We start from the raw sequence: 26,318 nt of genomic DNA on the forward strand, positions 1-26,318 counted from the left end.
AGCCTCCTGCAAAATAAAGGCCTGTGGCGGGTTGTTAAAGGGATTTAATGCCGGGGTTTGTCGTCTCACCATTGTGGGGCATACTGAGTACATATCCCCTTTTGGCTACTCCAAGGAGTTTTATGGAGACCGCTTCCCCCAAAGCACTCATGCATCAAGTCCTATCAAAACTGCGCACGTTAGCGCTGGCCAGCCTGGCGCTATATCCCTCCCTCTTCACTTTGTCGGCCCATGCGGAGACCATGGCGACGGGTAAAATGGGACAGTGTCAGGGCGCCATTGAATACAACGCCAAGGCGCAAGCGCTAGGGTTTCGACTGGCTCACGGAGACACTTTTTATTGCGGCGCCAGTCAAGAGGAAACTCTCGCACTACTGAATTCTGCGCTAAAGGCGTTGCCTGAGGGTGCGCAACTCGATTACCTCTCTATCGGCAGACTGATCGATTATGACTGGATTGGCGCAGCCCTCGTCGCCCAAGCCGCGCAGGATAAAAACTGGAACGCTGCACAAGCCCGTCCTGAAAGTCAGGCAGGCGGCGCGCCAAACACTTATGCCTATGTTAGCGCCTATCTCTCAGGCGAACCGCTGGTATCCGTTTGGAATGACGCTTTACGCTCCCGTAGCGTGGAAATCGACGCCGCCAGTATTGAAAAGCTGCTCATCAGCGGCCCGGATGTTGCGCAAAACCCTGCCTGGGTTCCTTCGCAAAAAGGCTACCCTTTCGATGCGATACTGCATTATCGGCTGCGCCCGCTGCACGCTCCCATTACAACGGAGTAGTCGGCTATGACTCAGTCCTCTACGCCTCGCGCCACTATTCCTCCCTACATGCAAAGCGACGACCGGGTCGTCCTGTTCGACGGCGTCTGCAAGCTCTGTAACGCCTGGTCAAAATTCCTGATCAAATACGACAGGCGCAGACGGTTCAAAATGGCCTCCGTGCAATCTCCCGAGGGACAGGCGATTTTGGCCTGGTTTGATATGCCGCTGGACCGTTTTGACACCATGCTTTATGTCGAAGGCGACCGCGCCTATGAGAAATCCGAGGCCTTCCTGCGCATCATCGCGCAATTTCCCGCCCCCTGGCGCTACCTGAAAGTTTTTCGCATACTGCCGCGCTTTCTGAGGGACTGGGGCTACGACCTTATCGCCCAGAACCGATATCGCCTCTTCGGCAAATATGATCATTGCCTGCTGCCTGCGCCGGACCATAACTGCCGCTTTCTGCAAGGCGCGCCAACGCAGCCCATGGCCGAAAATCTAACCAATAAATGACTCAATTCGAGCAGACAGGAACGTACTCATAATGGATGTATTGCAACGAATTCACCGGGTTGCGCGCCTCAGCGTAGCCGGCGTTTTTCTTTATCACGGCCTGGTTCCCAAAATACTGTGGCTCAGCCCAACTGAGCTGGCCATGATTGAAGCCCAGGGCCTGGGCCAGTATGCGCCGCAGATCGCCATGGCCGGCGGCGTGGCGGAAATTATCCTGGGACTGCTGATCGCACTGCCGCTGCGCAGCAGCCTTCCGCTGCTGGCCGCTGGCGTCGCGCTGGTTGGCCTCCTGGCGGATGTAGCGGTGTTTTCCCCTGGCTTATTGGTGGACGCATTCAACCCGGTGACCGTCAATCTGGCCACCCTGGCGTTGGTCTGGATCGCCTGGATAAGCAAAGAAAGTCACAAAAATCACTCGTAAGCGGAAATTATTTTTCTCCCGCCCTGGATTTCCGCCTGCTTTTGCTATGCTGTTAGGGATAAAAAAGCGCTTGATGTCTGTGAGTAGAGTTTGTTGGACGCGTAGATAGCTTCGACAAGCCTGCCAGTCCCCCCCAAGAAAGACGCCGCACCGATGGGCTCCGCGAAGATATGCCGGAAGCTGAGCCCAGGTGGGGTTTCGCGCCTGTTGTTTAACTTTTTCAACACAGGACAACGCCCATGGAATCAAAACCCCTTATTACCCAAACTGGTCGGACCAACGCGATCAGTTGCGCAGAATTAATTGTTAAATATCTCAGTCTGTTAAAAGTGCCGTTTGTATTCGGCGTGTCTGGCGGCAACATCGACCCGCTGGGCAGCGCGCTCGCCCGCCACGAGGAGAATACCCATGTCCGCTGGATACTGACGCGCTCCGAAGCCGGCGCTGGCTTTATGGCGGACGGCTTCGCCAGAGAGAGCGGCGTCATCGGCGTGTGCAGCGCCACCTCCGGTCCTGGTTGCACTAATTTATTGACGCCTGTGAGCAACGCCTTCGTGGACGGCGTTCCCATGCTGGTCATCACGGGACAGAGCACCATCAGCACTTTCGGCCGCGGCGCCATGCAGGAAAGCAGCGCTTCCGGCGTCGACACCATACTTATGTTCAAGGGCTGCACCCGCTACAACACACTGGTATCCCATCCCGAACAATTGGAGCACAACCTGCTGGCGGCCTTGAGTCACGCCACCGGCCCGACTCCCGGTCCCGTACATATCAGCATTCCGCTGGATATTTTCGAAACTCCGATACCATCCAGCCGCAACCCCATCTCCCTGCATACGTTTCTGGGACAGGAGATCACCCCGGACAGAGTCGTGCTGCAACGCCTGAACACTATCTTGCGAGGCTACCAGCGCGGCGTCATCGTCATCGGCAACGGATGCGCCGGCGCCATGCGGGAAATTCTCTGTTACGCGGAGCGACGCGCCTGGCCCATCGTCACCACGCCGATGGGGCGCGGCCTGATGTCCGCCGATCATCCCCTGTATCGGGGCGTGTTCGGCACGGCGGGGCATGAGTCCGCCCGCAAAACCCTGACGGCGGAGGAAGCGGACATCATTATGGTGGTATGCGCCAATCTGGACGAGCACGCCACCTGCGGCTGGGACGGCAGCACTATCCTGTCGCGGCGTCTGGTGCACATCAACAACAATCCGGAGCACCTCGCCAAATCCCATATGGCGCAAATGAATCTGATGGGCAGTCCACGCATCGTCTTCGACTATCTCAATCAGGAAAACCAGGCCGCTCCCGCTGTGGACGCCAGCGAAGAAGTCCTTCCCGCGCTGCGCAATGAAAACAACCTGCCCAAGAATATCAGCGTGCTGCATATCGAGGACTGCAATACCGACTCCACGCCGATCAACCCGCGCCGATTGTTTTGGCGTTTGAGCCAATGCGCCCCCAAAGACGTGCATCTCTACGCGGACGCCGGCAACGCTTTTTTCTGGGCTACCCATTACTGGCATCCTCGCTCAGCCTCGGTCATTGACGTGAATAAAATGCCGATCTCCATGGGGTTCGCCGCCATGGGCTGGGCGATCGGGGCAGCCATCGGCGGCAAGTTCGCCAATCCGGATATTCCGGTGCTTTGCATCACCGGGGACGGCAGTTATTTGATGACCGCGCAGGAAATCACCGTCGCCAAGCAACACAATCTAAACGTCGTGATTCTGATATTGAATAACAGCGTGTTGGGCACAGTCATGCACGGACAACGCATGCGCGGCATGAAGAGTTTCGGCAATGAGTTACCACAAACCAACTTCGCCATGCTCGCCCAATCCTTGGGCGTGGAGTCCTATCGCATCAGGGACTTTGAAGAACTGGCGCGTCTGGATATTGCCTCCTTGTTTAAACGCCCGGGGCCCGTCCTGCTGGATGTTGTGGTGGACAAAGAAACTCCTCCGCCGATAGGGCAACGCGTTAAAAACCTGGAAGCTTCGCGTCCCGCTCCCCGGGCGCCGACATTGACCAGCGCCTGATCCGCCGCCGCCCGTTAAGAGCGGGGCGAAGCGCTATTTCGTGCCGTATATCCGATCCCCGGCGTCGCCCACGCCGGGTCGGATATAGGCATGATCGTCCAGATGACTGTCGATCACTCCCGCATATACCGGCACGTCCGGGTGCTCTTCCCGAAACAGGCTGACGCCTTCGGGGGCGGCGAACAGACAGATAAAGCGAATATCCTGCGCTCCCAGATCCTTGATTTTATGCACCGCCGCCGTTGCGGAATGCCCCGTGGCGAGCATAGGGTCAACGCAGATCACCGTCCGCTGATCCAGGTCCGGCGGCATCTTGACGTAATATTCAATGGGCATTTTGGTCTGCGGATCGCGATAAAGTCCGATGTGCCCCACCCGCGCCGACGGCGACAGTTGCAGCACGCCTTCAGTCATGCCATTGCCCGCCCGCATGATGGTGACGATACAAAGCTTCTTGCCTTTCAAAGTCGGCGACATTGTCTTCTCCAGAGGCGTTTCCACTTCCACCAGTTCCGTCTCCAGATCCCGGGTGGCCTCATAGCCGATCAATACGCCCAACTCCTGCACCAGCATGCGGAATTCCCGGGTGGAGGTGTTTTTGTCGCGCAGACTGGTGAGCTTATGCTGCACAAAGGGATGATTGACCATGTACACGCCGGGATGCTTTTCCACTAATGAAGTCATTGTCATAGCTGTCTCTCAACCATTGCTGATATAGATTTGCGGGAAACCTGAAGCGACTTCCCTCGCCTCAAAACAAAGTGCCGTCCGCGCGGTAACGGATCGGCGGCGCGCCGCTTTGCGAGCGCGCAAAGGCCAGTTTGCGCCCGGCGCTCCAGGTCCCGCCTTCCAGTATTTGCGACATCGTCAGCGCCACGCCACGTTCTCTGAGCTGCGCATTCAAACGCGCGGCGAGCTGATCAACGACAGCGACGGTCATCGCCCGCAACTCCACCACTTCCGGCGCGCCCGGTTCAAATTCCGTCGCCGCGAAGGCGGGATTTTTCGGCGCCAGCACGCCCATATCCAGCAGCAGCCCGCCATTGCGATATTCCGCCAGCGCCGTCAGCGTATCGTCCTCAATGACCTCCATGCCGGCGATACGCCAGGCTTCCGTCAGGGAGTACATCATCCATTGGGAAAGCTTATGGAAGGGGACCAGCCCGGCGCCCGGCTCATTCGCTCCGACGCCAGGGTACGCCCAGACATCGCCGAGCGCGCCCAGCTCAGGGTTTCGCACTGGCCAGACGCCGGACAACAGTTTCAGCAATTCACGGAAGGCGAAGTCCACAGACAAACCGCCCGCTACTCCCGCCCCTCTTGCTACACTGGCAGCCTCCAGATACTGCGCCAGGGCGCCAAGTCGGCTCTCTCCGCCGAAGACGCCCGGCGCGCTCGCCACAACATCGCCTAATCGACGCAACAAGGTCACCCGTTCCTGCAGACCAATCAGCGGATTGCGTTCGCTGACTTGAAAGCAGGCCGCCAATTGCGCAGTCGTCAAGCTCCTCAAGCCCTCCGCATCCACTCTGAAAGGCGCTCCCCCTGAGCACAACGCCCCTTGCGCGTAGAGCGCCACGCTGGCGGCCCCCAGCCCTTCAGAACGGGATAACGTCAGCCCACTGGCGAACTCGACATAGCGCCAATCGGCGCCGGCGCCGGCATCCAGCAGCACGCTGATCATGGTCAGCTCCGTCGCCCGCATTTTCAGTTCATTCAGATCTCCCGCGCCGTCAGCGATAGGAGACCACCGGTCCACGCCGCCGCAGGAAAAGTGACGCCAGCGGCTGTGCGGCGGTATGTTCAGGTCAGGATAATTCTCCAATATGACGCTCATGACGTACTCCGCCGCCGCCTCAACCCGTTCGGCCCGATAATCGTATGCGAGCAGTTCGCCAGCGCATGCGCGGTCAAAGATTTCGCCGCAGCGCGAGCGCACGGTTTCCGCGCGCCACAGGTGTAATTGCGTTGCCGTATAGACGGACGCTTCCTGCGCCGTCGCGAAGTTTTCCTGCAAGTTCGACATCAATAGGCCTCCAGATCCCTGCCGGATTTAACGCTGAGCGCGTCTTTGGAAAGCGGGCCGCCCGGTGAGAAATAGCCTGCCGCTACTTTGGCGTCGATCTCCACCTTGGCGTCCTCCGGAATCATGTCATCGGGAATCGTAATGCGATTGACGACCTCGATGCCTTGACTGGTCAGCGCCTCAAACTTCATGTTGCTCATGGACGCCATATGATCGATGCGAGTCACGCCCAGCCAGTGCAACGGGTCCGGCATCAACGGTTGAAAGCGCATGTCCTCCACGCCGGCGATACATTCCGTACGTTCAAAGTAGGCGTCCGCACGGTCACCGCCCACCTGCCGCTTACGGGCGTTGTACACCAGAAATTTGGTCACCTCTCCGAGGGCTCTTCCCTCTTTACGGTTATACAGGATGATCCCCACGCCGCCGCGCTGGGCGACGCGAATGCACACTTCGATGCCGTGGGTGAGATAGGGGCGGCAGGTGCAAATATCCGAGCCGAAAACATCGGAGCCATTGCACTCGTCATGCACCCGGCAGGCGACTTCCCGCTCGGGATCGGAGATAGCCGTATGGTCGCCGAACAGATATAGCGTCACGCCGCCGATGGGAGGCAAAAACACCGACAAGTCTGGCCGCGTCACCAGCTCGGGAAACATGCCGCCGGTGTGCTCAAACATCGCCTTGCGCAAGGTCGCCTCCGCCACACCCAGGCGTCGCGCGACGCCAGGCAGATGCCAAACCGGCTCAATGGCGACCTTGGTGACATTGGCTTCGCCGGTCGCCAGCAATATTTTGCCGTCGGCGGGAATCAGCCCTTGCTTCACCGCATATTGAATTTCGGGAACCGCAATGCGCGCTTTGGTGACGGCGATAGTGGGTCGGATATCCAAGCCTTGTTGCAGAGACGTTTTGAAATCTGAGGCCACGCGATGGCCCCAGGGGTCGAGGGAGACAATCTTGTCCGCGTCGCTCCATTGCGGGTGCGGCCCCAAGTCGATAACCGGCTCCGTATTGGTAAGATCCGGCCGGTGCAGCGGCGATAAATCGCCCTTCGCCACCGCCAGGGCGCGATACAAACTATAAGCGCCGGCATGAGAACCGATGGTGTTTTTACAGGCGGGATTGGACAGCGTTCCGATAATAGGCCCACGCTCGCCAATATCCGCAGCCCCCCATTTGACGGGATGTTTCACCCCGTTGCGCGTATGCGAGGTCAACGCTATCGCGCGCACTTGCTGGTCTACCCCCATAGCCACATCCTCAGCTATCGACGACAGGTCGTCGAGGTTGTAAACCTAATATGTTGCAGATTTCATTCCAGTAATTGACCAAGCAGTCAACTAATAGGCGCGAGTACTATGCGAGTACTAAAATCAATGAGTTGAACAGTGACAACAGGGTTCCGGCGGCGGGGGAAACACAAAAAAGCGGAGGATTAAAGACGCCGCTGCGCATTCATTGTGCAGCGACGCCCGAAGACTGTGCAGCGGTCAATAGGTCCAGTTAACCGTCAGCTTGGCGCTGCGGGGCGCGCCATAATAACTCTGCGCCCAGTACAGACTGTTCAGGTATTTCTCATCCGTGATGTTGTCCAGATTCACAGTGGCGCTCCAGTTATCCATAAAATCATACTTGGCCATCAGATTGACCAGCATATAGTCCTCCTGAGTGGTGCGGATGGATTCGCCCGCATTCGGACCCGTCGTAGCCACGCCCTGCTCCCTGTATATGTCGTCCTGCCAGCTCAAACTGGCGCCCACTTTCAGACGCTCCAGTCCGGGAACGCGATAGCTGGACGACAACCGCAGCATACGCCGGGGCACGTAGGTCTTGGCGTCCTCGCCGTCTTTGTCTTCAATGGAAACGTAGGTGAAGCCGCCCGCCACTTCCCAGCCGGGAGACACTTCTCCGGCGATCTCCAGCTCATACCCCTGACTGGAAACGCCATCCACGCCTTTGTAGTAATTCGTACTGGTTCCAGGATAAACGCCCGCCACTTCCGCGACGTTGTCCTGTTCGGTTTTGAAGACAGCGACGGTGGTATTGAGGCGCTCGTTAAACAGCTCACTCTTCAACCCTGCTTCGATATTGTCGCCCTTCACTGGTGCGATGCGGTTATGGTCGATGTCGTCTTTGAACTGGGGATCGAATATTTTGGTGTAGCTGACATATACCGAATGATTTTCGTGTATATCCGCCACAACGCCGGCATAAGGAACCACTTCTCCACTTTGCGTTTCTTTTTTGCTGTCGCCGTAGGTAACGCCGCTGCTATCCAGGTCCGTCACACGGAAGCCTGTGATCAAGGTCAGACGATCCATGGGCTTGAGCCGCGTAGCGGCGTACAGGCTTCTGCGCTTATCGGTGAATTCGCTGCCAGCGACACCTGCGTTATATTCCGGGTCGGGATAATCGCCATCCCAATCGTCAATGTCATCGATTTCCGTCCCGATTCCCGCGCCATATTTGGACTCGTCCCACACCTCGGATTTAGACCAGTTCAAACCAATCACCGCTTCGTGTTCCCGTCCTCCCAGGGTGAATGGCCCTGTCGCATAGACATCGGCGATCCACTGCTCGTTATCAAAACCGTACAGGCTGGGATACGCGTAAAGATCAGACCCGGACGTATCCGGATTCGGCGTCCCATAGACATAAAACAGCTTGGTATCGGCCTTGACCTGCTGACGAGTGAGCACGCCTTTGACACGCCAGCCGTTGGCGAAGTCATAGGCCAGCTCAGCAAAGGAGCTGTCGATACGACCATCCCAGTACGCCCAGTCCGTCGCCGTGCTGACGGACGCATCGTAATCCGTCGCCGAACCATCCGTCCGGTACAGCGGCAATGCGCCCCACATTGGGCTGTTCGAGAGCGTATCCTGGCGGCTGTGTCCTAGCGTCAGCGTGGTGCTGTCATTCAGATCCGCCTCCACTACGCCATAAAACAGGGTCTTTTCCTGCTCATAGCGATCCAGATAGGACTCTTTGTCCTGATAGGAAACGACCAGCCTGCCACGTACTCTCTCCGACTCCAGCAGAGCGCCGGAAATATCCGCGTCGACACGACGGTTGTCCCATGAGCCATAAGAAAGCCCCACGGAAGCCTGGGGGTCCGTTGTCGGCCGCTTGCGCACGAAGTTAACCGTGGCGGAGGGCGTTCCCGTGCCAGTCATGAGTCCATTGGCGCCGCGAAGCACCTCAATACGGTCGTATATTGCCGTATCAATATCGCCGTACAGGTTGCCGTATACGAAAGGGACGCCAATGCCATCGAGCTGGAAGTTTGTGATATCAAACCCTCTTGCCGTAAAGTAGGTGCGGTCGGTTTCCACCTGCTCCACGGTGACGCCGGGACTGTACGCCAGCACATCGTTGATATCCGTCAGCGCAAAGTCCTGCAGTTGCGTTCGGGTGATCACCGACACCGACTGCGGGGTCTCCCGCAGAGACAGGTTCATTCGCGATGCGGTATTGCTCGACTTGGTCCGATATGAGCCACTTCCCTCGCTGGGAGCAGCCTCGCTCGTTTTAGCGTTTACCGTCACCGGCTGCAACACCTGCACGTCATCGCTATCTTCCGCCGCGACGCCTCCAGAAGCCAGCAACCCCAACGACAACGCCGCAATCCAGTACGCCAGTCCGTTGGCGACATAGGGCGGCGCGTGACGAACAGAGCGTCTGGCGCTGCAAGTTTGGGAAGAGCTTGGGAATAAACGGGGCGCAAATTTACCGGGACAACGCTGCGTCGCCATACTGCGGGTTCCTCTCAGGTAACAATTAATCTGGCAGACAAACAGTCTCCTTCTCTTTGTCTGAAACGGCAGGGCCTGCGTACGCCACATGGCCAGGCCTGCTTTCCGCTGCTTGTCGCCGCACAGGCGCATCCCTGCGCCTGGCTATCGGCCTGTCGATTCATTGCCAGGCCGATAGCGAGTGGGAATCTGAGTGGCGTCCAGGCCAATACGGCGATGCACTATTTGATAATCTAAACGCAAATCATTATCATTTGAATTGAATTTCGCGTCAACCTGAAGAGAACAGTCGCCGTAACGCATCGCTCATCCGGCCACCTAACTCAATCAGGCGCCGGCGCCATTGAGTAAGCCATCATTCATTTGCAGCCATTAAATCGGACCGTCCAATCATCCAGTGAGACCATCATCGCCCATGCACACCAATCAGCCCGGCGCCGCATCCGTTCCACTGGACGCATTGCTGCGCGCCTCCGCTCTGGCGCACCCTGCGTTAACGGGAGAGATTGGCGTCGATAACGCCGGTTTGATTTGCGCAAAGGCGGATAACCAGGAGATTCTGACGCAATTACACAACCACTGGCGCGATGCCTGCCCCGAGGCCGGCGCCCCATACTGGGCCGTGCGCAGTTGGACCATGCTGGTATGGCAACCGACCTTTCTTGCCGTCGCAGCGGTGCATCTGGTCGGAACCGCCGCGCCTTTATCAGAACTGGGGCAGAAATACGCCCAGGGTGTAGTAGCGGGTTTTCGCATGCCGCCCGTGGCCTTGCCCACCGCCGCCATCGAACGCTTGATCGAACTCAGCGGCGCAGAGCTGGCGCAAGTGTGCGAGGTCTTTCTGGATCAGCTAAACCCCATCGCCAAGGTCAAACCGCTGATCGCCAAGCGCCTGGTTGCGGACAGTCTGTTATCCGCCCTCTCCCGCCTCAGCCTGCTAAGCGCGCCTCCCGACAACGACGAGATTCAACAGTGGGCGCAAGCTTGGCTGAAAGCCATGAATCTTGTTGGATACAGCAGCCTGACGCCCATTCCACTGAGCAATGGAAGACAGCAACTGACCCTGGACCGCAAAGCCTGTTGCCTGCACTACCTGCGCCAGGACGGCGAACTGTGCGCGTCATGTCCAAAACAGAAACCGCATGTGCGCGTACAACGACTGACGAAAGAGTGGAACGCCTATGCTTGAGCTTGAAGATATCCGCGTGCGCCGCGATGGGCGTGACATCCTGTCTCTGCCTCAGCTTTCTCTGGACCCACACCGCTTCACCGTCATCCTGGGGCATAACGGGTCTGGAAAATCCACCCTGATCAATTTGCTGGCTCGGCAAATCCAGCCGGACTCCGGCGTCATCAGGCTGCAAAACCGCCCGTTGGACGATTACTCACAACGAGATCTGGCGAGGAATATCGCGTTTCTGCCGCAAAATCCGCCGGAAGTCGCCGGCCTTAATGTCAGGGAGCTGATACGCCTGGGCCGCTTTCCCTGGCGTGGGACATTCGGACGCTGGCGCCAGGAAGATACGACGATTATCGAGACGGCGATGGCGCAGACAGGCGTGTCCCGCTATACGGAGCACCTGACGGACCAGCTATCCGGCGGCGAGCGTCAACGCGCCTGGATCGCCATGTTGTTAGCCCAGCAGGCGCCCTTGCTGATGCTGGACGAACCTACTTCCGCTCTGGATTTATCTCATCAATACGAAGTGATGGGGTTGCTGCGCCGTCTTAATCAGGAGCATGGACGCGGCGTTATCGTCATCCTCCACGACGTCAACCTGGCCGCCCGTTTCGCAGACCGCATCGTAGCTCTGAAACAAGGACGACTGGCGTTCGACGGCGCGCCGGAAACACTGCTGTCCGCGTCGCTGTTAGGAGAGTTGTACGGCATTGATATCGACCTCGTCGATCATCCGCGCCAGGACGGCAAAATCGCGGTAGTGGCATGACGCTCATAATTTTTTACTGCACTTCGATTAACCCTTCGCCTTCCATCCGGGTATGCCCATGACTTTAATTTCCAACCTGATTCGCCCTTCCCGTCGCCCGCTCACGCGCAGCCGCGCCTGCATCGCTCTCGCCACTATCCTGACGTTGACGATCAGCGTCTGCGCCCAGGCGCTTACCATTACCGACAGTCGCGGCGAGCATGAATTCGCGCAAACGCCGCAACGGGTCATCGCGCTGAACTGGTCCATGGCGGAAAATCTGGTGGAGTTGGGCGTCACGCCCGTCGGCGTCGCCGATATCAAGGGCTATCAGGAGTGGGTGGTGCGACCGCAACTGACGGATTCCATCACTGACGTGGGCACGCGCTCCGAACCAAACCTGGAGCGCATTGCGGCCCTGCAACCGGATGTGATTTTGCTTTCCAGCATGCAGGAAGGCATGGTGGAAAAACTGGAGCAAATAGCGCCGGTGCTGTTTTTCGACTCTTTCCGCGCTGACCACGATAACTTCGATGTCTCCAGGCAGATCTTCCTGCAACTGGCTCGGCTGTTCGACAAAGAAACCACGGCGAAGCAAAAACTGGACGCCATGGACACTCGTTTTGGCGAACTGCAGGAGCAGTTGAAAGCGCACTATCACGGCGACTTGCCCAAAGTGGCGGCAGTGCGCTTCACCACGCCCTCGGTCCTGCGCATCTTTGGCGACAACTCCATGGCGCAAGCCGCCATGGCCAAACTGGGTCTACAGCCAGCCCTGCCACAGCCGGCGACCCAATGGGGCATTACGCAGAAAAAGGTGACGGATCTGGGGCGCATCAAAGACGGCGTGGTGATTTATATTGAGCCTTTCGAACAGGCGGACGACCTGTTCTCCACTCCATTGTGGCGGGCAATGCCCTTCGTTCGCAGCGGCCGCTTCGCCGCCGCCCGCTCCACCTGGACTTACGGCGGACCGCTGTCGGTGCAATATCTGGCGGAATCCATCACCGACGCCTTATTAACACTGACGCCGTGATCAAACCGGAACCGCTTATCGCTACAGGTTGAAGTCGTATGCGCCGCTATCTGGTCACCCTGGCGTTATTGCCGGTTCTGCTGTTCGCCTACCTGCAACTTGGCTCACCGCCGCCGCTCAGCCTGCAATGGACGTTGCTCAGCGGCGGAGCGGCCGTGGAGTTCGAGGACTTTCAGTTCTTTTACGCCACTCTGCCCCGGGCCGCGCTGGCCTTGCTGGTCGGCGGCGCCATGGGACTGGTCGGCAGTCTGTTGCAGCAAATCACGCAGAATCGCCTGCTCTCCCCCATGACCCTGGGCGCCGCATCAGGAGCCTGGCTGGCGCTGGTCTGCGCCAGCGTCTGGGCGCCCGTCCTGATGGCGAATTACGGCGCCTGGATCGCCATGGCGGGAGCCAGCTTATCTGTCACGCTGGTGTTATTGATCGCCGGCAGCGGAGGTCTTGCCGGACTGCCTGTCGTGCTGGCGGGCATGGCCGTCAATATCCTGCTGGGCGCAGCGGCTTCCGCCATCGTGCTGCTCAACGATCAGTATGCGCGCAACCTGTTCATCTGGGGCGCAGGCGACTTGACGCAAACAGACTGGAACTGGGTGATCTGGCTCGCCCCCAAACTAAGCATCGCCCTGCTGATTTTACTCTTCGCACATCGCCCCCTGACCTTGCTGCGCCTTGGGGAAGCCGGCGCGCGAGGACGCGGCATGGGCGTTTTCGCCACCCTGGCGTTACTGCTTCCCGCCGCGCTTTGGCTGGTGGCGTGCTCTATCACAGCCGTAGGAGTTATCAGTTTTATTGGCTTGCTGACGCCCAACCTCGCTCGCGCACTGGGCGCGCGCCGCGCTGGTGACGAGTTGACGTATAGCCTGTTGCTTGGCGGACTGCTGTTACTGGGAACGGACGCCATCGCCGTTCTGGCCAGCCAATGGACAACCGATCTGGTTCCCAGCGGCGCCGCGGCGGCGCTTATCGGCGCGCCTGGGCTAATCTGGTTCACCCGGCGCAAGTTAACCGCCGCTGATCACAGCTCTCTACAGCTGCCTGCCGGCGTCATGAAACTCTCCAAAACCGCCTTGATCATGCTGGCGCTGGGCGTGCCTGTCACAGCAACCATAGCGCTGTTGTGGTCTCCAGAGGGGGCCGGCTCCGTCAGCTGGCGCTTTGGCTGGCCGTCCGACCTGGTCTTCTCTCTGCGCTGGCCGCGTATTGTCACCGCGGCGGCGGCTGGAGGCGGTATGGCCCTGGCGGGCGTCATCCTTCAGCGATTGATTCGCAATCCCCTGGCGAGCCCGGATATTCTGGGCATGTCCGCCGGCGCATCGCTGACATTAGTGCTTTCCGTGCTGGCGTTTGGCGGCTCGATCTATCAAGCCGGCCCTTTAATCGCTTTCGCCGGCAGCCTGGGCGTACTTTTGCTGCTATTGCTGCTGGGACGCCGACATCACTACGCCCCCGGCGTCATGGTGCTGACCGGCATCTCCCTGGCGGCGTTGATCGACGCCCTCGTGCGTTTCGCCCTGGCCAAGGGCAGCGACAGCGCCTATTCGATTCTGGGCTGGCTGGCCGGCTCCACTTACCAAACCACCGACGGCAAGGCATGGCTTCTGCTGTCCGGCGTTATCATCCTCGCTACGGTATGCGCGCTCTGTTCCCGCTGGCTGACATTGATCTCCGCCGGCGACCAGGTGGCGCTGGCCCGTGGTCTGAATGTCAAACGCGCCCGGCTGGCGCTACTGTTTCTGGCTTCTCTCGCCTGCGCGCTGGTCACTGCGGTGATGGGCCCCGTCGCCTTCGTAGGCCTGCTTGCGCCACACATGGCCGCCATGCTCGGCGCCCGCAAAGCGGCGCAGCAACTGCTTCTCGCCATCCTGTTGGGGGCGTTGCTGATGATTCTCTCCGATTGGCTGGGACGCACACTTTTATACCCGGCGCAAATGCCCGCAGGCGCGATCGCGTCTTTGCTTGGCGGCGGTTACTTCATCTATCTGCTGACGCGTCGACGCGCAACTTAAAACGATTTTTGCTTGCCTGTTGGAGAAATACCGGTAGACTGACAAACAAATGTTAGACATACGGACATTTGTTTGTGATAACCGAACGCGAACAGGAGATCCTGGATTTAATCCGCCAGGACCCGCTTATCTCTCAACAGGCCCTGGCCGACCGTCTGGGCGTCAGCCGCTCCGCCGTGGCGGGCCATATTATGAACCTCTCCAACAAAGGCGCGATTCGCGGCAAAGGCTACATCCTCGCGGACAATCCTTACGTTGTGGTGATTGGCGGCGCCAACATGGATATCCTCGGGCAGCCCAGCGACAAACTGCTGCCCCGCGACTCCAATCCGGGGCATGTCAGCTGCTCTCCCGGCGGCGTCGCCCGCAATATTGCGGAAAACCTGGCGCGGCTGGGCGTGGACGTGCGTTTGATCGCGCCTCTGGGCAAGGATGTATACGGGCAGACGCTATTGGAGCAAGGCCAGCAATGCGGCATCGACATGCGCCACTGCCTGCAACTGGACGACGCTGTCACCTCCACCTATCTGTCAGTGCTGGACGCATGCGGCGACATGTCCGTCGCCATCAACGACATGCAGATCCTGGATCGTCTCAGCGTCGAATACCTGCGCAGCCATGCCGACATGATCCGACGCGCCAGCCTGCTGATAGTCGACGCCAACCTATCCGCCGGCGTATTGGAGTACCTGCTCAGCCAGTTCCCAGATCTGCCGATATTCGCTGATCCGGTATCTGGTCCCAAGTCGGACAAGTTACGCGGGTTGCTCGACGCCCTCCACACCTTCAAGCCCAATCTGGCGGAGGCGCAGCGCCTCTCCGGGCTGGACGCTCAGGATGACGGACAGCTATCCCAACTGGCCTCCTGGTTTCATCAGAAAGGCGTGCAGCGTGTTTGCATCAGTCTGGGCGCCCAGGGCGTTTACGTCAGCGAAGCCGGCCGTCACCAACTGTATCCGCCGCCGCCAATCCAGCCGGTTAACGCCAACGGCGCCGGCGATGCGTTTCTCGCCGGGCTCGCCTATGGCTGGCTCGCACAATGGCCCACGCCCAAATCCGTTAACTTCGCCATCGCCGCCTCGGCGGTGGCCATGTCGCACCAGGCGACCATCAATCCGAATATGTCCCTGGCGACCGTGAACCGTTTACTAGAGGAAACTTTTTTATGAATACTTATCTGGACGTATCTCCCGAAGTACAAGCCGCTCTGGCGGCCGGCAAACCGGTCGTGGCGCTGGAGTCCACTATCATTTCCCATGGCATGCCCTGGCCGCAAAACGCGGAAACCGCATTGCAGGTGGAACAGATCGTACGCGACAACGGCGCCGTTCCCGCCACTATCGCCATCATCAAAGGCCGCCTGAAAGTCGGTTTAAGCAAGGAAGAGATTGAATACCTGGGCCAGGCCGGTTTGAGCGTCACCAAAGCCAGCCGCCGCGATATTCCCTTTATCGTCGCCCGTGGCGGCGACGGCGCCACGACTGTCGCCTCAACAATGATCCTGGCGGCCATGGCGGGAGTCAAAGTCTTCGCCACCGGCGGTATCGGCGGCGTGCATCGCGGCGCCCAGGAAACCTTTGATATCTCCGCCGACCTGCAGGAGCTGGCGCACACCGACGTGGCGGTCATCTGCGCCGGCGCCAAATCCATTCTCGACCTGGGACTGACCCGGGAATATCTGGAAACTCATGGCGTGCCACTGGTGGGCTATCAGACTTCCACCCTGCCTGCGTTCTACACCCGCGACAGCGATTTCGATGTGGATTATCAATTGGATACGCCAGAGCAGATCGCTTCGGCGCTGAAAGCAAAATGGGCAATGGGTCTGCGCGGCGGCGTGGTGATCGCCAACCCGATCCCAGAAGCCTACGCCATGGATCGCACTAAAATTGACGCAGCAATCAGCTCAGCGTTGGCGGAGATGGACGACAAGGGCGTCAGCGGTAAAGACTCCACGCCATTCCTATTGGCGAAAGTGGCGGAAATTACCGGCGGCGACAGCCTGAAAGCCAACATCCAGCTGGTGTTCAATAACGCAGCCCTGGCGGCGCGCATCGCTGCGTCCTACTACGCTTAAATTCTTTGTCTACTGAGTGGTTTGACGGCGTTCGCCAAACCACTCCGTTCGATCATTTTCAGCCTGCCGATCTAAGCCATTATGGGTGCGACAATTTGCCGTCTTCCCGACAGTGACCGACTCCTTCTAAACTTCCTCTCACAGCAAGGTACAGAGCGTTCGGCGCAAACTCCCCTTTGCGCAGTTCCGAACGCATTCCTTCCCAGGGTCGTCGTTTGTCCGGCTTCACGGCGGGCATTCAGCGTCCCGAAACTCTGCGGAAACTTTATCGCCCGGCCATCAGCGCCGGGCGGGTTTTTTTTGTAGTTTCCGCTGCAAAGTGCGGCGATGCATGTTCAGCGCTCTCGCCGTCGCCGAGATATTGCCTTCATTCTCCTGCAACACCCGTTGAATGTGCTCCCACTCCAGACGCCGCACGGACAGGGTCGCATCCGTATCCACTTCAGATTCAACCGGCGCTTCTTCGCGGGGCTCGCCAAAAGCCGCCAGCAGCTCCGTCGCCGTCACCGGTTTACAGAGATAATTCAAGGCGCCGCGCTTGATCGCCTCCACCGCAGTGGCGATGCTGGAGTAGCCCGTCAACATCACGACCTGTAATTGCGGCTGGCGCTGCAGCATCTCGCTGAGCAGTTGCAATCCGCTATCCCCCGCCAGATTCAGATCCAGCACCGCCCGACTCGGACTACTGTCTTCCAAATGAGCCAGCGCCTCGTCGCCACAACTGGCGGTGAGTACAGACTCGCCACGCCGACTTAGAGAGCGGGCGAGAGTTTGCAGAAAAACCTGATTGTCATCGATTAGTAGCAGCGGCGTATTCACCGTTTGGATTTCCTTGTGAAAGGGTCGCATTCTCCCCGTCGCAGCGAGCGCCCTGAGGCATCGGCAACAGGATTTCCGTAATGGTTCCATCAGCGACGTCGAGCAGACTCAAACTGCCGCCCAGGCGTTCAATGGTGGAGTGGGACAAAAACAGCCCCAGGCCATTGCCGCCTTCCCGCATTGAAACAAAAGATTTGCCCAGATTCTGCCTTACCAGCGACGGCAGCCCCGGCCCTTTGTCATGGATGCGCAACAGCAGTTCGCCATCGCTTAGACGCGCTTCCAGCACGGGGTCCTCCGCGCTGGCTTTAGCAGCATTGTCGAGCAGATTAAGAATCGCCATATCCAGCATTTCTTCCGAACGCACTTCCGCTTGCGGATTTTCAATACTCGCCAAACGCAATGCCCCCGCCGGATGCAGCAGGGAGAATTCCTCACGCAAACGCTGCACGAAGCCTTCCAACGACTCACTGCGCACCACGCCAGTACGAATGTCCTCCGCCTGACGCATCATCGACGACAGGGTCTGTTTGCATAAATCGATCTGTGTCGCCATGGAGCGCAAATCCTCCTGCGCCTGAGCGTCAGCCACATCATGACGCAGATCGTCCACCAACAGCGCCAGGGTTCCCAGCGGCGCGCCAAGTTTATGAGCGGCGCCAGCAGCGAAAATAGCCGTCGCCACCAGCCGCTCGTCGCGCAGCATCTGTTCCCGTTGCGCGGCGATCTGCTCACGCTGCCGCCGAATGGCCAGGGTCAGCGGCGCCACCACAATCAGCAGCAGGGCGACGGACAACAAAAACGTCAGCCACATCCCCGCCAAATGCAGACGCATAAAGTTCTGTAAGCCGTCCGGGCGGCTACTGGTCAGCGCGACGAAATCCTGCGTCAGCGCAAAATAGATACTCACGCAGACTGCCGCCAGAATCAGGCTGGACTGCCACCCAAGCAACGCAGCGCCCATGGCCACCGGCATAAGCAGTAATGAAATGAATGGATTCGTATGTCCGCCGGTGTCATGGAGAAACCAGCCCAACAACAAAGTGGAAGCCAGCAGCACAGCCAAATAGCGCCCGGTGGTCAACTCCCTTATCCGGACGGAAGCCAGACAGGTTAACGCGGTAATCGCCAATTGCGCCGGCATGACCGCCCAGGGCAAACGCGGTGGCAACTCCAACCGCCAATGGCCGCTGAACAGGGCCAGCAGCGCCACCAGGGAGATGGACTGCATGACCAGGTAATAAGCCAGATAACGCAGGCTGTCCCGCTGCAAGGGCGTCGCCAGCCAGGCGAAATATTTTGTAGTGTTCATAACGATCAAACCCCAGAGTTGTGGGCATGATACCACTAGCGAAGCTATCCGCGCCCTATGCGACATTTTGCCGCACTCCGCTGATACTCACCTGCGTCATTCGCTCCTGCGCTTTTTGGTCGTTTCAATCGATAAGCTACAACATAGCCCTCTCTAAGAAGGGCGCGCGAAGAACGCAAACGAAGAAGGAATTTCGATCATCAATGCAAGTCATCGATCCGCCAATACACCTCAGGAGGAGAACATGGACACCTCAAAAGCCCAACTCATGGTGAGCCTCGCCCGGGACGAACTGGATGCGCTGCTGGACTGCGCTGCAGAAAAAGGAGCCCGACGGGCGCTGCTCGACCTCGGTCTGACGGGAGAAGACGCTTTTTCCGATATCCGTGAACTACGAGCGCTGCTGCAAGCGCTGCGACACGCCAAGCAGACCGCCTGGCATACGCTGATCCGGCTCGGCACCACCGGCCTGATTCTAACGCTGATGGGAGGGCTGGCGGTGAAGTTTCAACTGCTGTAAGCCGCTAGCGTTGCAGTAAATACGTCCGCTAACAGTGCGGGCGACCCAGTCGTTCAGGCCGCCCGCCTCTCAGATTGAACATTGTGAACCCGCCTCTGCTGGGGTATTCTGCCTCCGCTTTTTTAAAGCGAACTCTTAATCAACTTATTCTCAGGGCAGGGTGAAATTCCCTACCGGCGGTATGTCCCCAGAGGACGAGCCCGCGAGCGCCTGCTGCCGTACAGCAGGGTCAGCAGATCCGGTGAGAGGCCGGAGCCGACGGTAACAGTCCGGATGGGAGAGAATAAGGCCAATGTCGCAGCGGGGCCGCGGATTTCACCACGGCCTGTTGCGGTCGTACGCCTGTTGACCGGTGTAAGTCGGTCGTATTCCCACAGCCCTGATTCTGGTAACTCAAATGGAGATCCCATGAATCAGCCACAAACTTCCTTATTAACGCCTTTCGGCGACGCTATTACCCGGGTGGAAAAAGCCCTGGAAGCCATACGCAATGGTCAGGGCGTCCTGCTGGTGGACGATGAAGACCGCGAGAACGAAGGCGATCTGGTTTACGCCGCAGAAACGCTCACTGAGCAGCAAATGGCCTTGTTGATCCGCGAGTGCAGCGGCATTGTTTGCCTGTGCCTCACTGACGACGTTATCCGCCGCCTGCAATTGCCGATGATGGTGTCGGAGAACTCCAGTAAAAACGGCACCGCGTTTACGGTCACCATTGAAGCGCGCGAGGGCGTCAGCACCGGCGTCTCCGCCGCGGACCGGGTCACCACCATCCGCACCGCTATTGCTGACGACGCCAAACCGGAAGATCTGGCCCGCCCGGGTCACGTTTTCCCCTTGCGCGCGCAACCCGGCGGCGTACTCTCCCGTCGAGGACATACAGAAGGCACAGTTGACCTGATGCGTCTGGCGGGATTGAAGCCCACTGGCGTGCTCTGTGAACTGACCAATCCCGATGGCACGATGGCGCGACTGCCGGAAATCGTCGCATTCGCAGAGAAACAAGCCATGCCGGTCTTAACCATTGAAGATTTGGTGAAATATCGGACAGAGACGATGGATCAAGCGGTTTAATTACCCGACGCCACAAACCTGCCTCAGACGGGGCCGAATGGCTCCGTCTACCCCGCCTCTCGCTCAGTCAGATACACTACTGGATTATCACAGCAGTCCAGCACCTTGCGTACATCCTCAATACTGATCTCCACCGTCTTCCCAGGCGGCCCGGGAGAAAACACCAGCCTTTCGCTGGCGAATATGCACTCATCAATCACCAGCGTGATATCAGCAGGATGCCCAATAGGACAGGCGCACATCGGCTCACACCCGGTCTTTTCCTTTAACTCCTCATCATTACAAAAGGACGCTTTACCGCCCAGCGCATTCTTTAACTGCTTCCAGTCCAAACGCTGATGCTGCAGCGTCACTAACATGCAAAAGCGCCCGTCTTTCAGTTTCATGAACAGACTTTTGCTTTCCGCGCCAGTGAAACCAAAACGCCTGGCCACCTCTTCCGCCTTCTCATAGGTGAACACGGGCTCATGTGTTTCTTCGCGATAACTCACATTGGCCTTCTGCAACAGAGCCATCGTATCCCGATATAAATCGTCAAGCGTTCTCATTGTCTGATTGAATCAATTCTTTGGTAAGGAAATGCTTGGCCTGATTGTGCTTGGGGTAGGACTCCAAAGTAAATTGCAGCGTGTATCCTTTCTTTTCATAAAAAGGCAATGCCTGAAAGCTGAACGTATCCAGGACGGCATAACGACAACCACGCTTTATCGCCTCCGCCTCAGCACGGGCCAACAACTCCCCGCCAACCCCTTTACCCCGCAACGATTCGGATACCCATAAATATTTAACCTTAAGCCAATTCCCAAGCGTCTCTCCAACCACCCCCGCCAACTTACCGCCCTGATCATCAGAATAAAAAACCGCCAAATCCTTCAACTCCCGCATATCCATATAGTTCAGATTGTAAGCAATCAAACCATTATGAATAACGTCAATATCTTCTTGTGTGGGGGAATCCGTTAATACGAAGTTCATATTTTTCCTTTTAAATAAAGTAATGTCGTTTCGATCCTTATCCTCAGAATCGGCGATAAAAAACCACCGCCCAGAGAGATAATACTTTTGGCATATAGAGAGACCATTAAATTTTCGTTATGATTTTCAGCCATTTCAGTTTCGTTCTAATTTCTGATCAAAGCGCAAGGATTATAGCTGCTATCAATGTTAAGCATGGAGGCAAACTCATATTTCATTCCTGCAATATTTCACACGCTTAAATCGTTGCGGCTTTCTGCGAACTCAGTTAAGGCGCCAGATGCTATGCAAACTCGAATACAAGGAACTTAGTTTGAAACACTTTTTGAAAGGCAACTCTCGTAATTGTTCTGCGCTATCTCTACTGGGCCTGCTTATAATTTATTCTCATGCCGCAAAAGCAGGAGAAAGTATCACGATTCCTGGTAAATTTCTTAACTATGAGGCTGCCAGGCTAGCTGTTGAGAAACAGCCAAGAGATTCTTCAGATGGCGGGGGAATTTGCTGTAGTCATCACGAGTTAGGGTTCAGAAAAGCTTGGAAAAGCGTCAAACTTGATGGTGTAAGCATCGAATACTACGCTTCGTTTTACTACCCAAATAAAGAGTCTTGCCCTACTGGAACCGAGTCATACTCAAACAACTCCTGTTTGCCGGTTCCACAGAGCAAACCACCAGAAGTCTGTGCGGGGAATCCTATAGATGTATCTACAGGCGAAAAACGCCAAACAGAAGTCGACTATCAGGATGCCAAGTCAGGGCTTCTTACTTTTTCACGTACATACTCAAGCGCCACAGGCCAATGGAGAGATAATTTATCCCGCAGTACGACAGACAAAAAAGTACTTCGCACTGACGGATCTGTCCTTGTTAGGCCCTGGATAAAATCTAATCTAAGCGATGGCACATCCACTTATTATTTAGCCACAGGAAATGCAAAAAAAATTGAATACATTTCCATCAAGCCTTCGACTGGCGGCATTACACCAACCACCACAAAAAACACCTCCGGCATTACATTAGATGAAAATGGAGTGCGCTATACCTATAACAGTGATGGAAAGTTAACTCGTGCAGAGAGGTTGGCTACGGGAGCATACGCCGAATACTCCTATGAGGATACGGATACTATCGTCACGGATAACTTGGGGCGAACACTTCGCATGAGTAAAGATGCGAGTGGAAATGTGACGCAGATGATTACACCTGCCGGGGTGACGTTTAATTATACGTATATCGATGGGAATCTAACCCGCCTTGATAATTCCGCGGATATATCAAAACAATACCATTACGAAGATTCTCGCTTTCCCCATGCCCTAACAGGCATTACCGATGAAAAAGGCGTTCGCTTCGCCACCTGGAAATACGATGACCAGGGTCGCGCAGTTCTTTCAGAGCATGCTGATGGCGCAGAGAGGGTTACTCTCAGCTTCAATTCCGATGGCTCAACCACCGTCACTAACGAGCTGGGCAAGCAAACCACTTACCACTTTACTCATCTATATGGAACGAATAAGCCAACGTCAGTGGAAGGACATGCGTCGGAGAATTGCATCGCAGCAAACTCCTCTTACACCTACGACCAATATGGTTATAAAGACCTGGTTACCGACTGGAAAGGGAACATAACCGATTTCGATTACAGCCCCACAGGCCTGGAGATAAAGAGAGTCGAGGCAAAAGGCACATCAGATGAACGCATTACTGTAACTGAGTGGAACCCGACGTTAAGACAGCCGATTAAAATCACCGAGCCGAATCGCGTTACTGAATTCACGTATGACGATAATGGCAAACTTAAAAGCAAGTCTATTTTACCGATTGAAATTCAATAATTAGCGCAGCTGACAAGTTGTGCGCTAATTGAATTCAATATTTTGTTTAGTAAAGGAATTTATTCACACATCATGCTAACTAAATCAGTTGTTATTATTTCTTCGCTATTGCTATCACTACCCACTTCAGCTCAGGAGTATTATTGGATTGGAGGTCCATATGGGGACTCATCTAATAGCCCAATGTCCATCTGTAATACTTACAATGCGTCGGCAACAATAGGTTCAGGCGTCACTACTACTCGCCTTACTAATCATGCTGTTGGCAAACTTGCTTGTCAGGGCTTTATGGGCAATGCCTCACACCCAGCTATAAAGGATAAGTATATTTTCGCTTTTTTCGTAAAAAGGGTTGGGGATGACTGCCCATCAAACAAAAAATTTGAAGCAGATACCCAAGCCTGTACCAGTCGCTCTCCATATCCCGCCAAGCAGTGCACAAAAGGCAACCCAATAATTGTTTCCAGTGGGGAAAAAGTTCAAACAGAAGTTGACTTTCAAAATGCTTTTGGCCCCGGAAGCCACTATGTCAGAACTTACAAGAGCAAAGTAGAGGCGCCTCAAGCCCATGGGAGTTGGAGTCTGCCTTTTTCACGCAAAATTGCGATGATTGAAGTACCTGTCGCCGATAACTACGTAAGACTTATTCGTGTCGTGAGAGATGATGGCGCCGAATATCATTTCCGAAGGGACAATGCGACTGGACAATACAGCACTTACACAGACACCCTCATGTCACTAGAAGGCTTTGTCGATGAGAAAGACAAACCTACGGGCTATAAACTCCACTTAGGCAATGAAGTTGAAGAGTATGATCGGTTTGGCCGACTGTTATCCGTTTCAGGCCCATACGGTACAAACTATGAAGTGCAATACGGCACATTCACAACTATCACTTCCAAGCATGGCCAGACCTTAACTTTGAAATACAAGTCTGACCGTCTGACGGTAGAAAGTATTACCCACTCGGATGGAAGAAAAGTTTCCTATACCTATAACGCAAAAGGTTTGGTGGAGACTGCTAGTTTCTATCAGGCGCCTAACTACGAAGTCCCTCTCCATACTAAGACCTATCACTACGAAAAAACCGGCTTTCCTACCCTCTTAACCGGCATCACCGACGAGTCGGGAGTCAGATATGTCACTTGGGACTATGATGAGCAAGGTAGGGGCATTTTAAGTGAGCACGCCGGTAGCAATGATCGGTATCAGTTTGCCTACCCCGACGCTCTTACTACTGAGGTCACCAACCCTCTTGGCAAAGTTACTACTTATGAGTTCGAAAACTTCAATGGCTATGAACGCATCAAGGCGGTAAAGGGCGCAGACTCCGAAAATTGCCTAGCGTCCAATCGCAGCTACAGCTACAACGACCAAGGGCTACTTTCTGGAAAAGTTGACGCCAACGGCGTCGCAACCAGCTACGACCACAACGAACGCGGCCTGGAAGTAAAACGCATTGAAGCTAAAGGAACCCCGGAAGAGCGAGTGACGCTCACCGAGTGGCATCCAACGTTGCGTCTTCCCATCAAGATCACCGAGCCGGATCGCATCACCGAATTCACCTACGACGATGACGGCAAACTGAAGAGTAAATCCATCCAGCCTGTGGCTGGTAGTTAGTTATTCACAGCTAGAGATTACCGCACATGGAGTTCCATTAATGCGTATAAATAAAAGGGCGATAACTCATCGGCCTCACTTATTAATAAGATCATCCGTTTCTATGGCGATTTTATGCGCCAGTCTAAACTCATTAGCTGGCGTAGCCTCCTATCAAACAAGGAACGATGCAATTAAAGCTGCTTACAACAAGTGTGGCAGCGCTTGGACAAACATTGGAACCGAACAATGGTTTAAGACCGATGAGTACGCCAAACATGGCTTGGTTAGCATGTTTGTATGTAGCACAGGGAATAACACGAATGAGTTTTTCATGTTTGGCTCTACTACCTGCCTTGATGCAGATGGCGCAGGCCGCTGTCAACCACGCCCAGATGAAGACGACGACAACTGCCGGTCACCTTCTGGCGGCAGCCCAAAAGCAGGCAATCCAGTCCTAATTCTGTCAGGAAAAAAGGTCCAAAGAGAAACAGATTACCAAGACTCGCAGACACCTTCCCTGTCCTTAACAAGGCTTTATTCATCAACTCTCGGACGGTGGATATTCTCTTTTGAAAAACACCTTATATACACACCTGCACTCGGAACTGTAGATGTTTATCGGCCGGATGGAAGGGTGCTGGAATACCACAGAAGCAATAGAACATGGGTAGACGACCAACCCTATTTTAAAACATCCAATGTCGTAGAAAACCTCCTACCAACACATCTTAGTGATGGTCAAATAGGATGGAAGTTAATTACTTCTGACAACATACAAGAGCTTTACAACAAATCCGGCGATTTAGTAGAAGAACGAAATTTAGTTACAGGAGAAACCACTACATTTACCCGTAACGCTGAGGAAGTCGTGGTAACTGACAGCAAAAGTCGTTCCGTCAGGTACAAAGTAGACGACGACCGACGGATAACCGAGTTCACTAGCGCCAATAACCTTCAATATAAATATACGTACGATAGTAACGGCAACCTTAAAACTGTGACAAATCCTGAAAATGCCACAGTCACTTACCATTACGAAGACTCTCGTTTCGTATCTGCATTAACAGGCATCACGGATGAAAAAGGCTTGCGCTACGCAACATGGCGTTATGACGAAAAAGGACGGGCAATCTCTTCTGAGCATCACAACGAAGCAGATAAGGTTTCGATCGATTTTGCCCATACAGATGATGCAGCGGACCCAAGAGTCACTTATAAGAATTCACTAGGCAAAGAAACCACTTACCATTTTCAGTGGGTAAATGGCTCACGCAAAGTTAAACAAGTGGAAGGCCATGCCTCCGAAAATTGTGTCGCCTCCAACAATGCATATACCTACGACAACAAGGGTTTCGTGGATACGGTTACAGACTGGGAAGGCAACATCACCGATTACGACCACAACGAACGCGGCCTGGAAGTAAAACGCATCGAAGCCAAAGGAACCCCGGAAGAGCGTGTAATTCTTACCGAGTGGCATCCAACGTTGCGTCTTCCCATCAAAATCACCGAGCCGGATCGCATCACCGAATTCACCTACGACGATGACGGCAAACTGAAGAGTAAATCCATCCAGCCTGTGGCCGCCAATTAAGCGCACAGGGATGT

The 26,318-nt window shown here is 55.8% G+C and carries 23 protein-coding genes and 1 riboswitch; of the genes, 15 read left to right on the forward strand and 8 right to left on the reverse strand.

Annotated features, from left to right (window positions below):
* The first annotated feature begins 122 nt into the window (after positions 1 to 122).
* The 4 genes from EUZ85_RS25995 to EUZ85_RS26010 all read left to right on the forward strand — a co-directional run bounded on the left by EUZ85_RS25995 (position 123) and on the right by EUZ85_RS26010 (position 3,743).
* A complete protein-coding gene (locus tag EUZ85_RS25995; protein WP_127973058.1) occupies positions 123 to 782 on the forward strand; it encodes a hypothetical protein in 660 nt (219 codons plus the stop codon).
* 6 nt (positions 783 to 788) lie between these two features.
* Positions 789 to 1,277, forward strand: a complete 489-nt coding sequence (locus EUZ85_RS26000; RefSeq protein ID WP_127973059.1) for a thiol-disulfide oxidoreductase DCC family protein — start codon at positions 789 to 791, stop codon at positions 1,275 to 1,277.
* 31 nt (positions 1,278 to 1,308) lie between these two features.
* Positions 1,309 to 1,698: a DoxX-like family protein gene (locus EUZ85_RS26005; RefSeq protein WP_164887360.1), complete on the forward strand. Its 390-nt coding sequence runs from the start codon at positions 1,309 to 1,311 to the stop codon at positions 1,696 to 1,698.
* Between the two features lie 239 nt (positions 1,699 to 1,937).
* Positions 1,938 to 3,743 carry a thiamine pyrophosphate-binding protein gene (locus tag EUZ85_RS26010; protein ID WP_127973061.1) on the forward strand — a complete coding sequence of 602 codons (1,806 nt, stop codon included), beginning with the start codon at positions 1,938 to 1,940 and terminating at the stop codon, positions 3,741 to 3,743.
* Between the two features lie 33 nt (positions 3,744 to 3,776).
* Here the strand turns inward: EUZ85_RS26010 and upp are convergent, their stop codons facing one another.
* From upp to EUZ85_RS26030, 4 genes are all read right to left on the reverse strand, one after another.
* Positions 3,777 to 4,433, reverse strand: coding sequence for a uracil phosphoribosyltransferase (gene upp, locus EUZ85_RS26015; RefSeq protein ID WP_127973062.1), 657 nt, complete (start codon positions 4,431 to 4,433; stop codon positions 3,777 to 3,779).
* Between the two features lie 61 nt (positions 4,434 to 4,494).
* A complete protein-coding gene (locus tag EUZ85_RS26020; protein ID WP_127973063.1) occupies positions 4,495 to 5,769 on the reverse strand; it encodes a DUF1688 family protein in 1,275 nt (424 codons plus the stop codon).
* Positions 5,769 to 7,022 (reverse strand): GTP cyclohydrolase II, encoded by a 1,254-nt coding sequence (locus EUZ85_RS26025; protein ID WP_127973064.1) that lies wholly within the window; start codon positions 7,020 to 7,022, stop codon positions 5,769 to 5,771. Before EUZ85_RS26025 ends, EUZ85_RS26020 begins: the two co-directional genes overlap by 1 nt.
* 240 nt (positions 7,023 to 7,262) lie before the next feature.
* Positions 7,263 to 9,524 (reverse strand): TonB-dependent siderophore receptor, encoded by a 2,262-nt coding sequence (locus EUZ85_RS26030; RefSeq protein ID WP_127973065.1) that lies wholly within the window; start codon positions 9,522 to 9,524, stop codon positions 7,263 to 7,265.
* Between the two features lie 415 nt (positions 9,525 to 9,939).
* Here EUZ85_RS26030 and EUZ85_RS26035 point away from each other — a divergent pair, with 415 nt between their 5' ends.
* From EUZ85_RS26035 to EUZ85_RS26060, 6 genes are all read left to right on the forward strand, one after another.
* On the forward strand, positions 9,940 to 10,713 hold the full coding sequence (locus tag EUZ85_RS26035; protein ID WP_127973066.1) for a siderophore ferric iron reductase: 774 nt from the start codon (positions 9,940 to 9,942) through the stop codon (positions 10,711 to 10,713).
* On the forward strand, positions 10,706 to 11,473 hold the full coding sequence (locus tag EUZ85_RS26040; RefSeq protein WP_127973067.1) for an ABC transporter ATP-binding protein: 768 nt from the start codon (positions 10,706 to 10,708) through the stop codon (positions 11,471 to 11,473). The genes EUZ85_RS26035 and EUZ85_RS26040 overlap by 8 nt, the downstream gene beginning before the upstream one ends.
* Positions 11,474 to 11,531: 58 nt before the next feature.
* Complete coding sequence (locus tag EUZ85_RS26045; protein WP_241566867.1) at positions 11,532 to 12,488, forward strand: ABC transporter substrate-binding protein; 957 nt, start codon at positions 11,532 to 11,534, stop codon at positions 12,486 to 12,488.
* A gap of 38 nt (positions 12,489 to 12,526) precedes the next feature.
* Positions 12,527 to 14,494, forward strand: coding sequence for a Fe(3+)-hydroxamate ABC transporter permease FhuB (fhuB, locus tag EUZ85_RS26050; RefSeq protein WP_129498768.1), 1,968 nt, complete (start codon positions 12,527 to 12,529; stop codon positions 14,492 to 14,494).
* A gap of 74 nt (positions 14,495 to 14,568) precedes the next feature.
* A complete protein-coding gene (locus EUZ85_RS26055; protein WP_206617952.1) occupies positions 14,569 to 15,663 on the forward strand; it encodes a PfkB family carbohydrate kinase in 1,095 nt (364 codons plus the stop codon).
* A complete protein-coding gene (locus tag EUZ85_RS26060; RefSeq protein WP_127973069.1) occupies positions 15,660 to 16,571 on the forward strand; it encodes a pseudouridine-5'-phosphate glycosidase in 912 nt (303 codons plus the stop codon). Before EUZ85_RS26055 ends, EUZ85_RS26060 begins: the two co-directional genes overlap by 4 nt.
* A gap of 279 nt (positions 16,572 to 16,850) precedes the next feature.
* Here the strand turns inward: EUZ85_RS26060 and EUZ85_RS26065 are convergent, their stop codons facing one another.
* Entirely contained in the window at positions 16,851 to 17,420 is a 570-nt protein-coding gene (locus tag EUZ85_RS26065; RefSeq protein WP_164887361.1) for a response regulator transcription factor, read from the reverse strand.
* The gene (locus EUZ85_RS26070) at positions 17,362 to 18,702 is read right to left on the reverse strand and encodes an ATP-binding protein (RefSeq protein WP_164887362.1); all 1,341 of its coding nucleotides are present in this window, start codon (positions 18,700 to 18,702) and stop codon (positions 17,362 to 17,364) included. Before EUZ85_RS26070 ends, EUZ85_RS26065 begins: the two co-directional genes overlap by 59 nt.
* Before the next feature lie 244 nt (positions 18,703 to 18,946).
* Between EUZ85_RS26070 and EUZ85_RS26075 the strand changes: the two genes are divergently transcribed.
* Both EUZ85_RS26075 and ribB read left to right on the forward strand, forming a co-directional pair.
* The gene (locus EUZ85_RS26075; protein WP_127973072.1) at positions 18,947 to 19,222 is read left to right on the forward strand and encodes a DUF6127 family protein; all 276 of its coding nucleotides are present in this window, start codon (positions 18,947 to 18,949) and stop codon (positions 19,220 to 19,222) included.
* A gap of 142 nt (positions 19,223 to 19,364) precedes the next feature.
* Positions 19,365 to 19,511, forward strand: a riboswitch (FMN riboswitch).
* A gap of 119 nt (positions 19,512 to 19,630) precedes the next feature.
* Positions 19,631 to 20,293, forward strand: a complete 663-nt coding sequence (gene ribB / locus EUZ85_RS26080; protein ID WP_127973073.1) for a 3,4-dihydroxy-2-butanone-4-phosphate synthase — start codon at positions 19,631 to 19,633, stop codon at positions 20,291 to 20,293.
* A 47-nt stretch (positions 20,294 to 20,340) separates the two neighbouring features.
* On the opposite strand, the gene EUZ85_RS26085 is transcribed toward ribB, so the two are convergent.
* Complete coding sequence (locus tag EUZ85_RS26085; RefSeq protein ID WP_241566868.1) at positions 20,341 to 20,841, reverse strand: YbaK/EbsC family protein; 501 nt, start codon at positions 20,839 to 20,841, stop codon at positions 20,341 to 20,343.
* Entirely contained in the window at positions 20,828 to 21,268 is a 441-nt protein-coding gene (locus tag EUZ85_RS26090; protein ID WP_127973074.1) for a GNAT family N-acetyltransferase, read from the reverse strand. The genes EUZ85_RS26085 and EUZ85_RS26090 overlap by 14 nt, the downstream gene beginning before the upstream one ends.
* A 313-nt stretch (positions 21,269 to 21,581) precedes the next feature.
* Between EUZ85_RS26090 and EUZ85_RS31755 the strand changes: the two genes are divergently transcribed.
* From EUZ85_RS31755 to EUZ85_RS26105, 3 genes are all read left to right on the forward strand, one after another.
* On the forward strand, positions 21,582 to 23,105 hold the full coding sequence (locus tag EUZ85_RS31755; protein ID WP_127973075.1) for a DUF6531 domain-containing protein: 1,524 nt from the start codon (positions 21,582 to 21,584) through the stop codon (positions 23,103 to 23,105).
* A gap of 72 nt (positions 23,106 to 23,177) precedes the next feature.
* The gene (locus EUZ85_RS26100; protein ID WP_127973076.1) at positions 23,178 to 24,728 is read left to right on the forward strand and encodes a DUF6531 domain-containing protein; all 1,551 of its coding nucleotides are present in this window, start codon (positions 23,178 to 23,180) and stop codon (positions 24,726 to 24,728) included.
* A 103-nt stretch (positions 24,729 to 24,831) separates the two neighbouring features.
* A complete protein-coding gene (locus EUZ85_RS26105; protein ID WP_164887363.1) occupies positions 24,832 to 26,304 on the forward strand; it encodes a DUF6531 domain-containing protein in 1,473 nt (490 codons plus the stop codon).
* The last annotated feature ends 14 nt before the right edge of the window (positions 26,305 to 26,318 follow it).

Origin of the sequence: Hahella sp. KA22 (assembly GCF_004135205.1) — a bacterium.
In the GTDB taxonomy this organism is placed as follows: Bacteria; Pseudomonadota; Gammaproteobacteria; order Pseudomonadales; family Oleiphilaceae; genus Hahella.

What these genes read in the sequence shown, in the direction of transcription:
- EUZ85_RS26075 (WP_127973072.1), top strand. Translation starts at nt 18,947, where the DNA reads ATGGACACCTCAAAAGCCCAACTCATGGTGAGCCTCGCCCGGGACGAA.
- EUZ85_RS26070 (WP_164887362.1), bottom strand. Translation starts at nt 18,702, where the DNA reads ATGAACACTACAAAATATTTCGCCTGGCTGGCGACGCCCTTGCAGCGG.
- upp (WP_127973062.1), bottom strand. Translation starts at nt 4,433, where the DNA reads ATGACAATGACTTCATTAGTGGAAAAGCATCCCGGCGTGTACATGGTC.
- EUZ85_RS26025 (WP_127973064.1), bottom strand. Translation starts at nt 7,022, where the DNA reads ATGGGGGTAGACCAGCAAGTGCGCGCGATAGCGTTGACCTCGCATACG.
- EUZ85_RS26000 (WP_127973059.1), top strand. Translation starts at nt 789, where the DNA reads ATGACTCAGTCCTCTACGCCTCGCGCCACTATTCCTCCCTACATGCAA.
- ribB (WP_127973073.1), top strand. Translation starts at nt 19,631, where the DNA reads ATGAATCAGCCACAAACTTCCTTATTAACGCCTTTCGGCGACGCTATT.
- EUZ85_RS26005 (WP_164887360.1), top strand. Translation starts at nt 1,309, where the DNA reads ATGGATGTATTGCAACGAATTCACCGGGTTGCGCGCCTCAGCGTAGCC.
- EUZ85_RS26100 (WP_127973076.1), top strand. Translation starts at nt 23,178, where the DNA reads ATGCTAACTAAATCAGTTGTTATTATTTCTTCGCTATTGCTATCACTA.
- fhuB (WP_129498768.1), top strand. Translation starts at nt 12,527, where the DNA reads ATGCGCCGCTATCTGGTCACCCTGGCGTTATTGCCGGTTCTGCTGTTC.
- EUZ85_RS25995 (WP_127973058.1), top strand. Translation starts at nt 123, where the DNA reads ATGGAGACCGCTTCCCCCAAAGCACTCATGCATCAAGTCCTATCAAAA.
- EUZ85_RS26085 (WP_241566868.1), bottom strand. Translation starts at nt 20,841, where the DNA reads ATGAGAACGCTTGACGATTTATATCGGGATACGATGGCTCTGTTGCAG.
- EUZ85_RS26090 (WP_127973074.1), bottom strand. Translation starts at nt 21,268, where the DNA reads ATGAACTTCGTATTAACGGATTCCCCCACACAAGAAGATATTGACGTT.
- EUZ85_RS26010 (WP_127973061.1), top strand. Translation starts at nt 1,938, where the DNA reads ATGGAATCAAAACCCCTTATTACCCAAACTGGTCGGACCAACGCGATC.
- EUZ85_RS26065 (WP_164887361.1), bottom strand. Translation starts at nt 17,420, where the DNA reads ATGCGACCCTTTCACAAGGAAATCCAAACGGTGAATACGCCGCTGCTA.
- EUZ85_RS26030 (WP_127973065.1), bottom strand. Translation starts at nt 9,524, where the DNA reads ATGGCGACGCAGCGTTGTCCCGGTAAATTTGCGCCCCGTTTATTCCCA.
- EUZ85_RS26060 (WP_127973069.1), top strand. Translation starts at nt 15,660, where the DNA reads ATGAATACTTATCTGGACGTATCTCCCGAAGTACAAGCCGCTCTGGCG.
- EUZ85_RS26035 (WP_127973066.1), top strand. Translation starts at nt 9,940, where the DNA reads ATGCACACCAATCAGCCCGGCGCCGCATCCGTTCCACTGGACGCATTG.
- EUZ85_RS26045 (WP_241566867.1), top strand. Translation starts at nt 11,532, where the DNA reads ATGACTTTAATTTCCAACCTGATTCGCCCTTCCCGTCGCCCGCTCACG.
- EUZ85_RS26105 (WP_164887363.1), top strand. Translation starts at nt 24,832, where the DNA reads ATGGCGATTTTATGCGCCAGTCTAAACTCATTAGCTGGCGTAGCCTCC.
- EUZ85_RS26020 (WP_127973063.1), bottom strand. Translation starts at nt 5,769, where the DNA reads ATGTCGAACTTGCAGGAAAACTTCGCGACGGCGCAGGAAGCGTCCGTC.
- EUZ85_RS26040 (WP_127973067.1), top strand. Translation starts at nt 10,706, where the DNA reads ATGCTTGAGCTTGAAGATATCCGCGTGCGCCGCGATGGGCGTGACATC.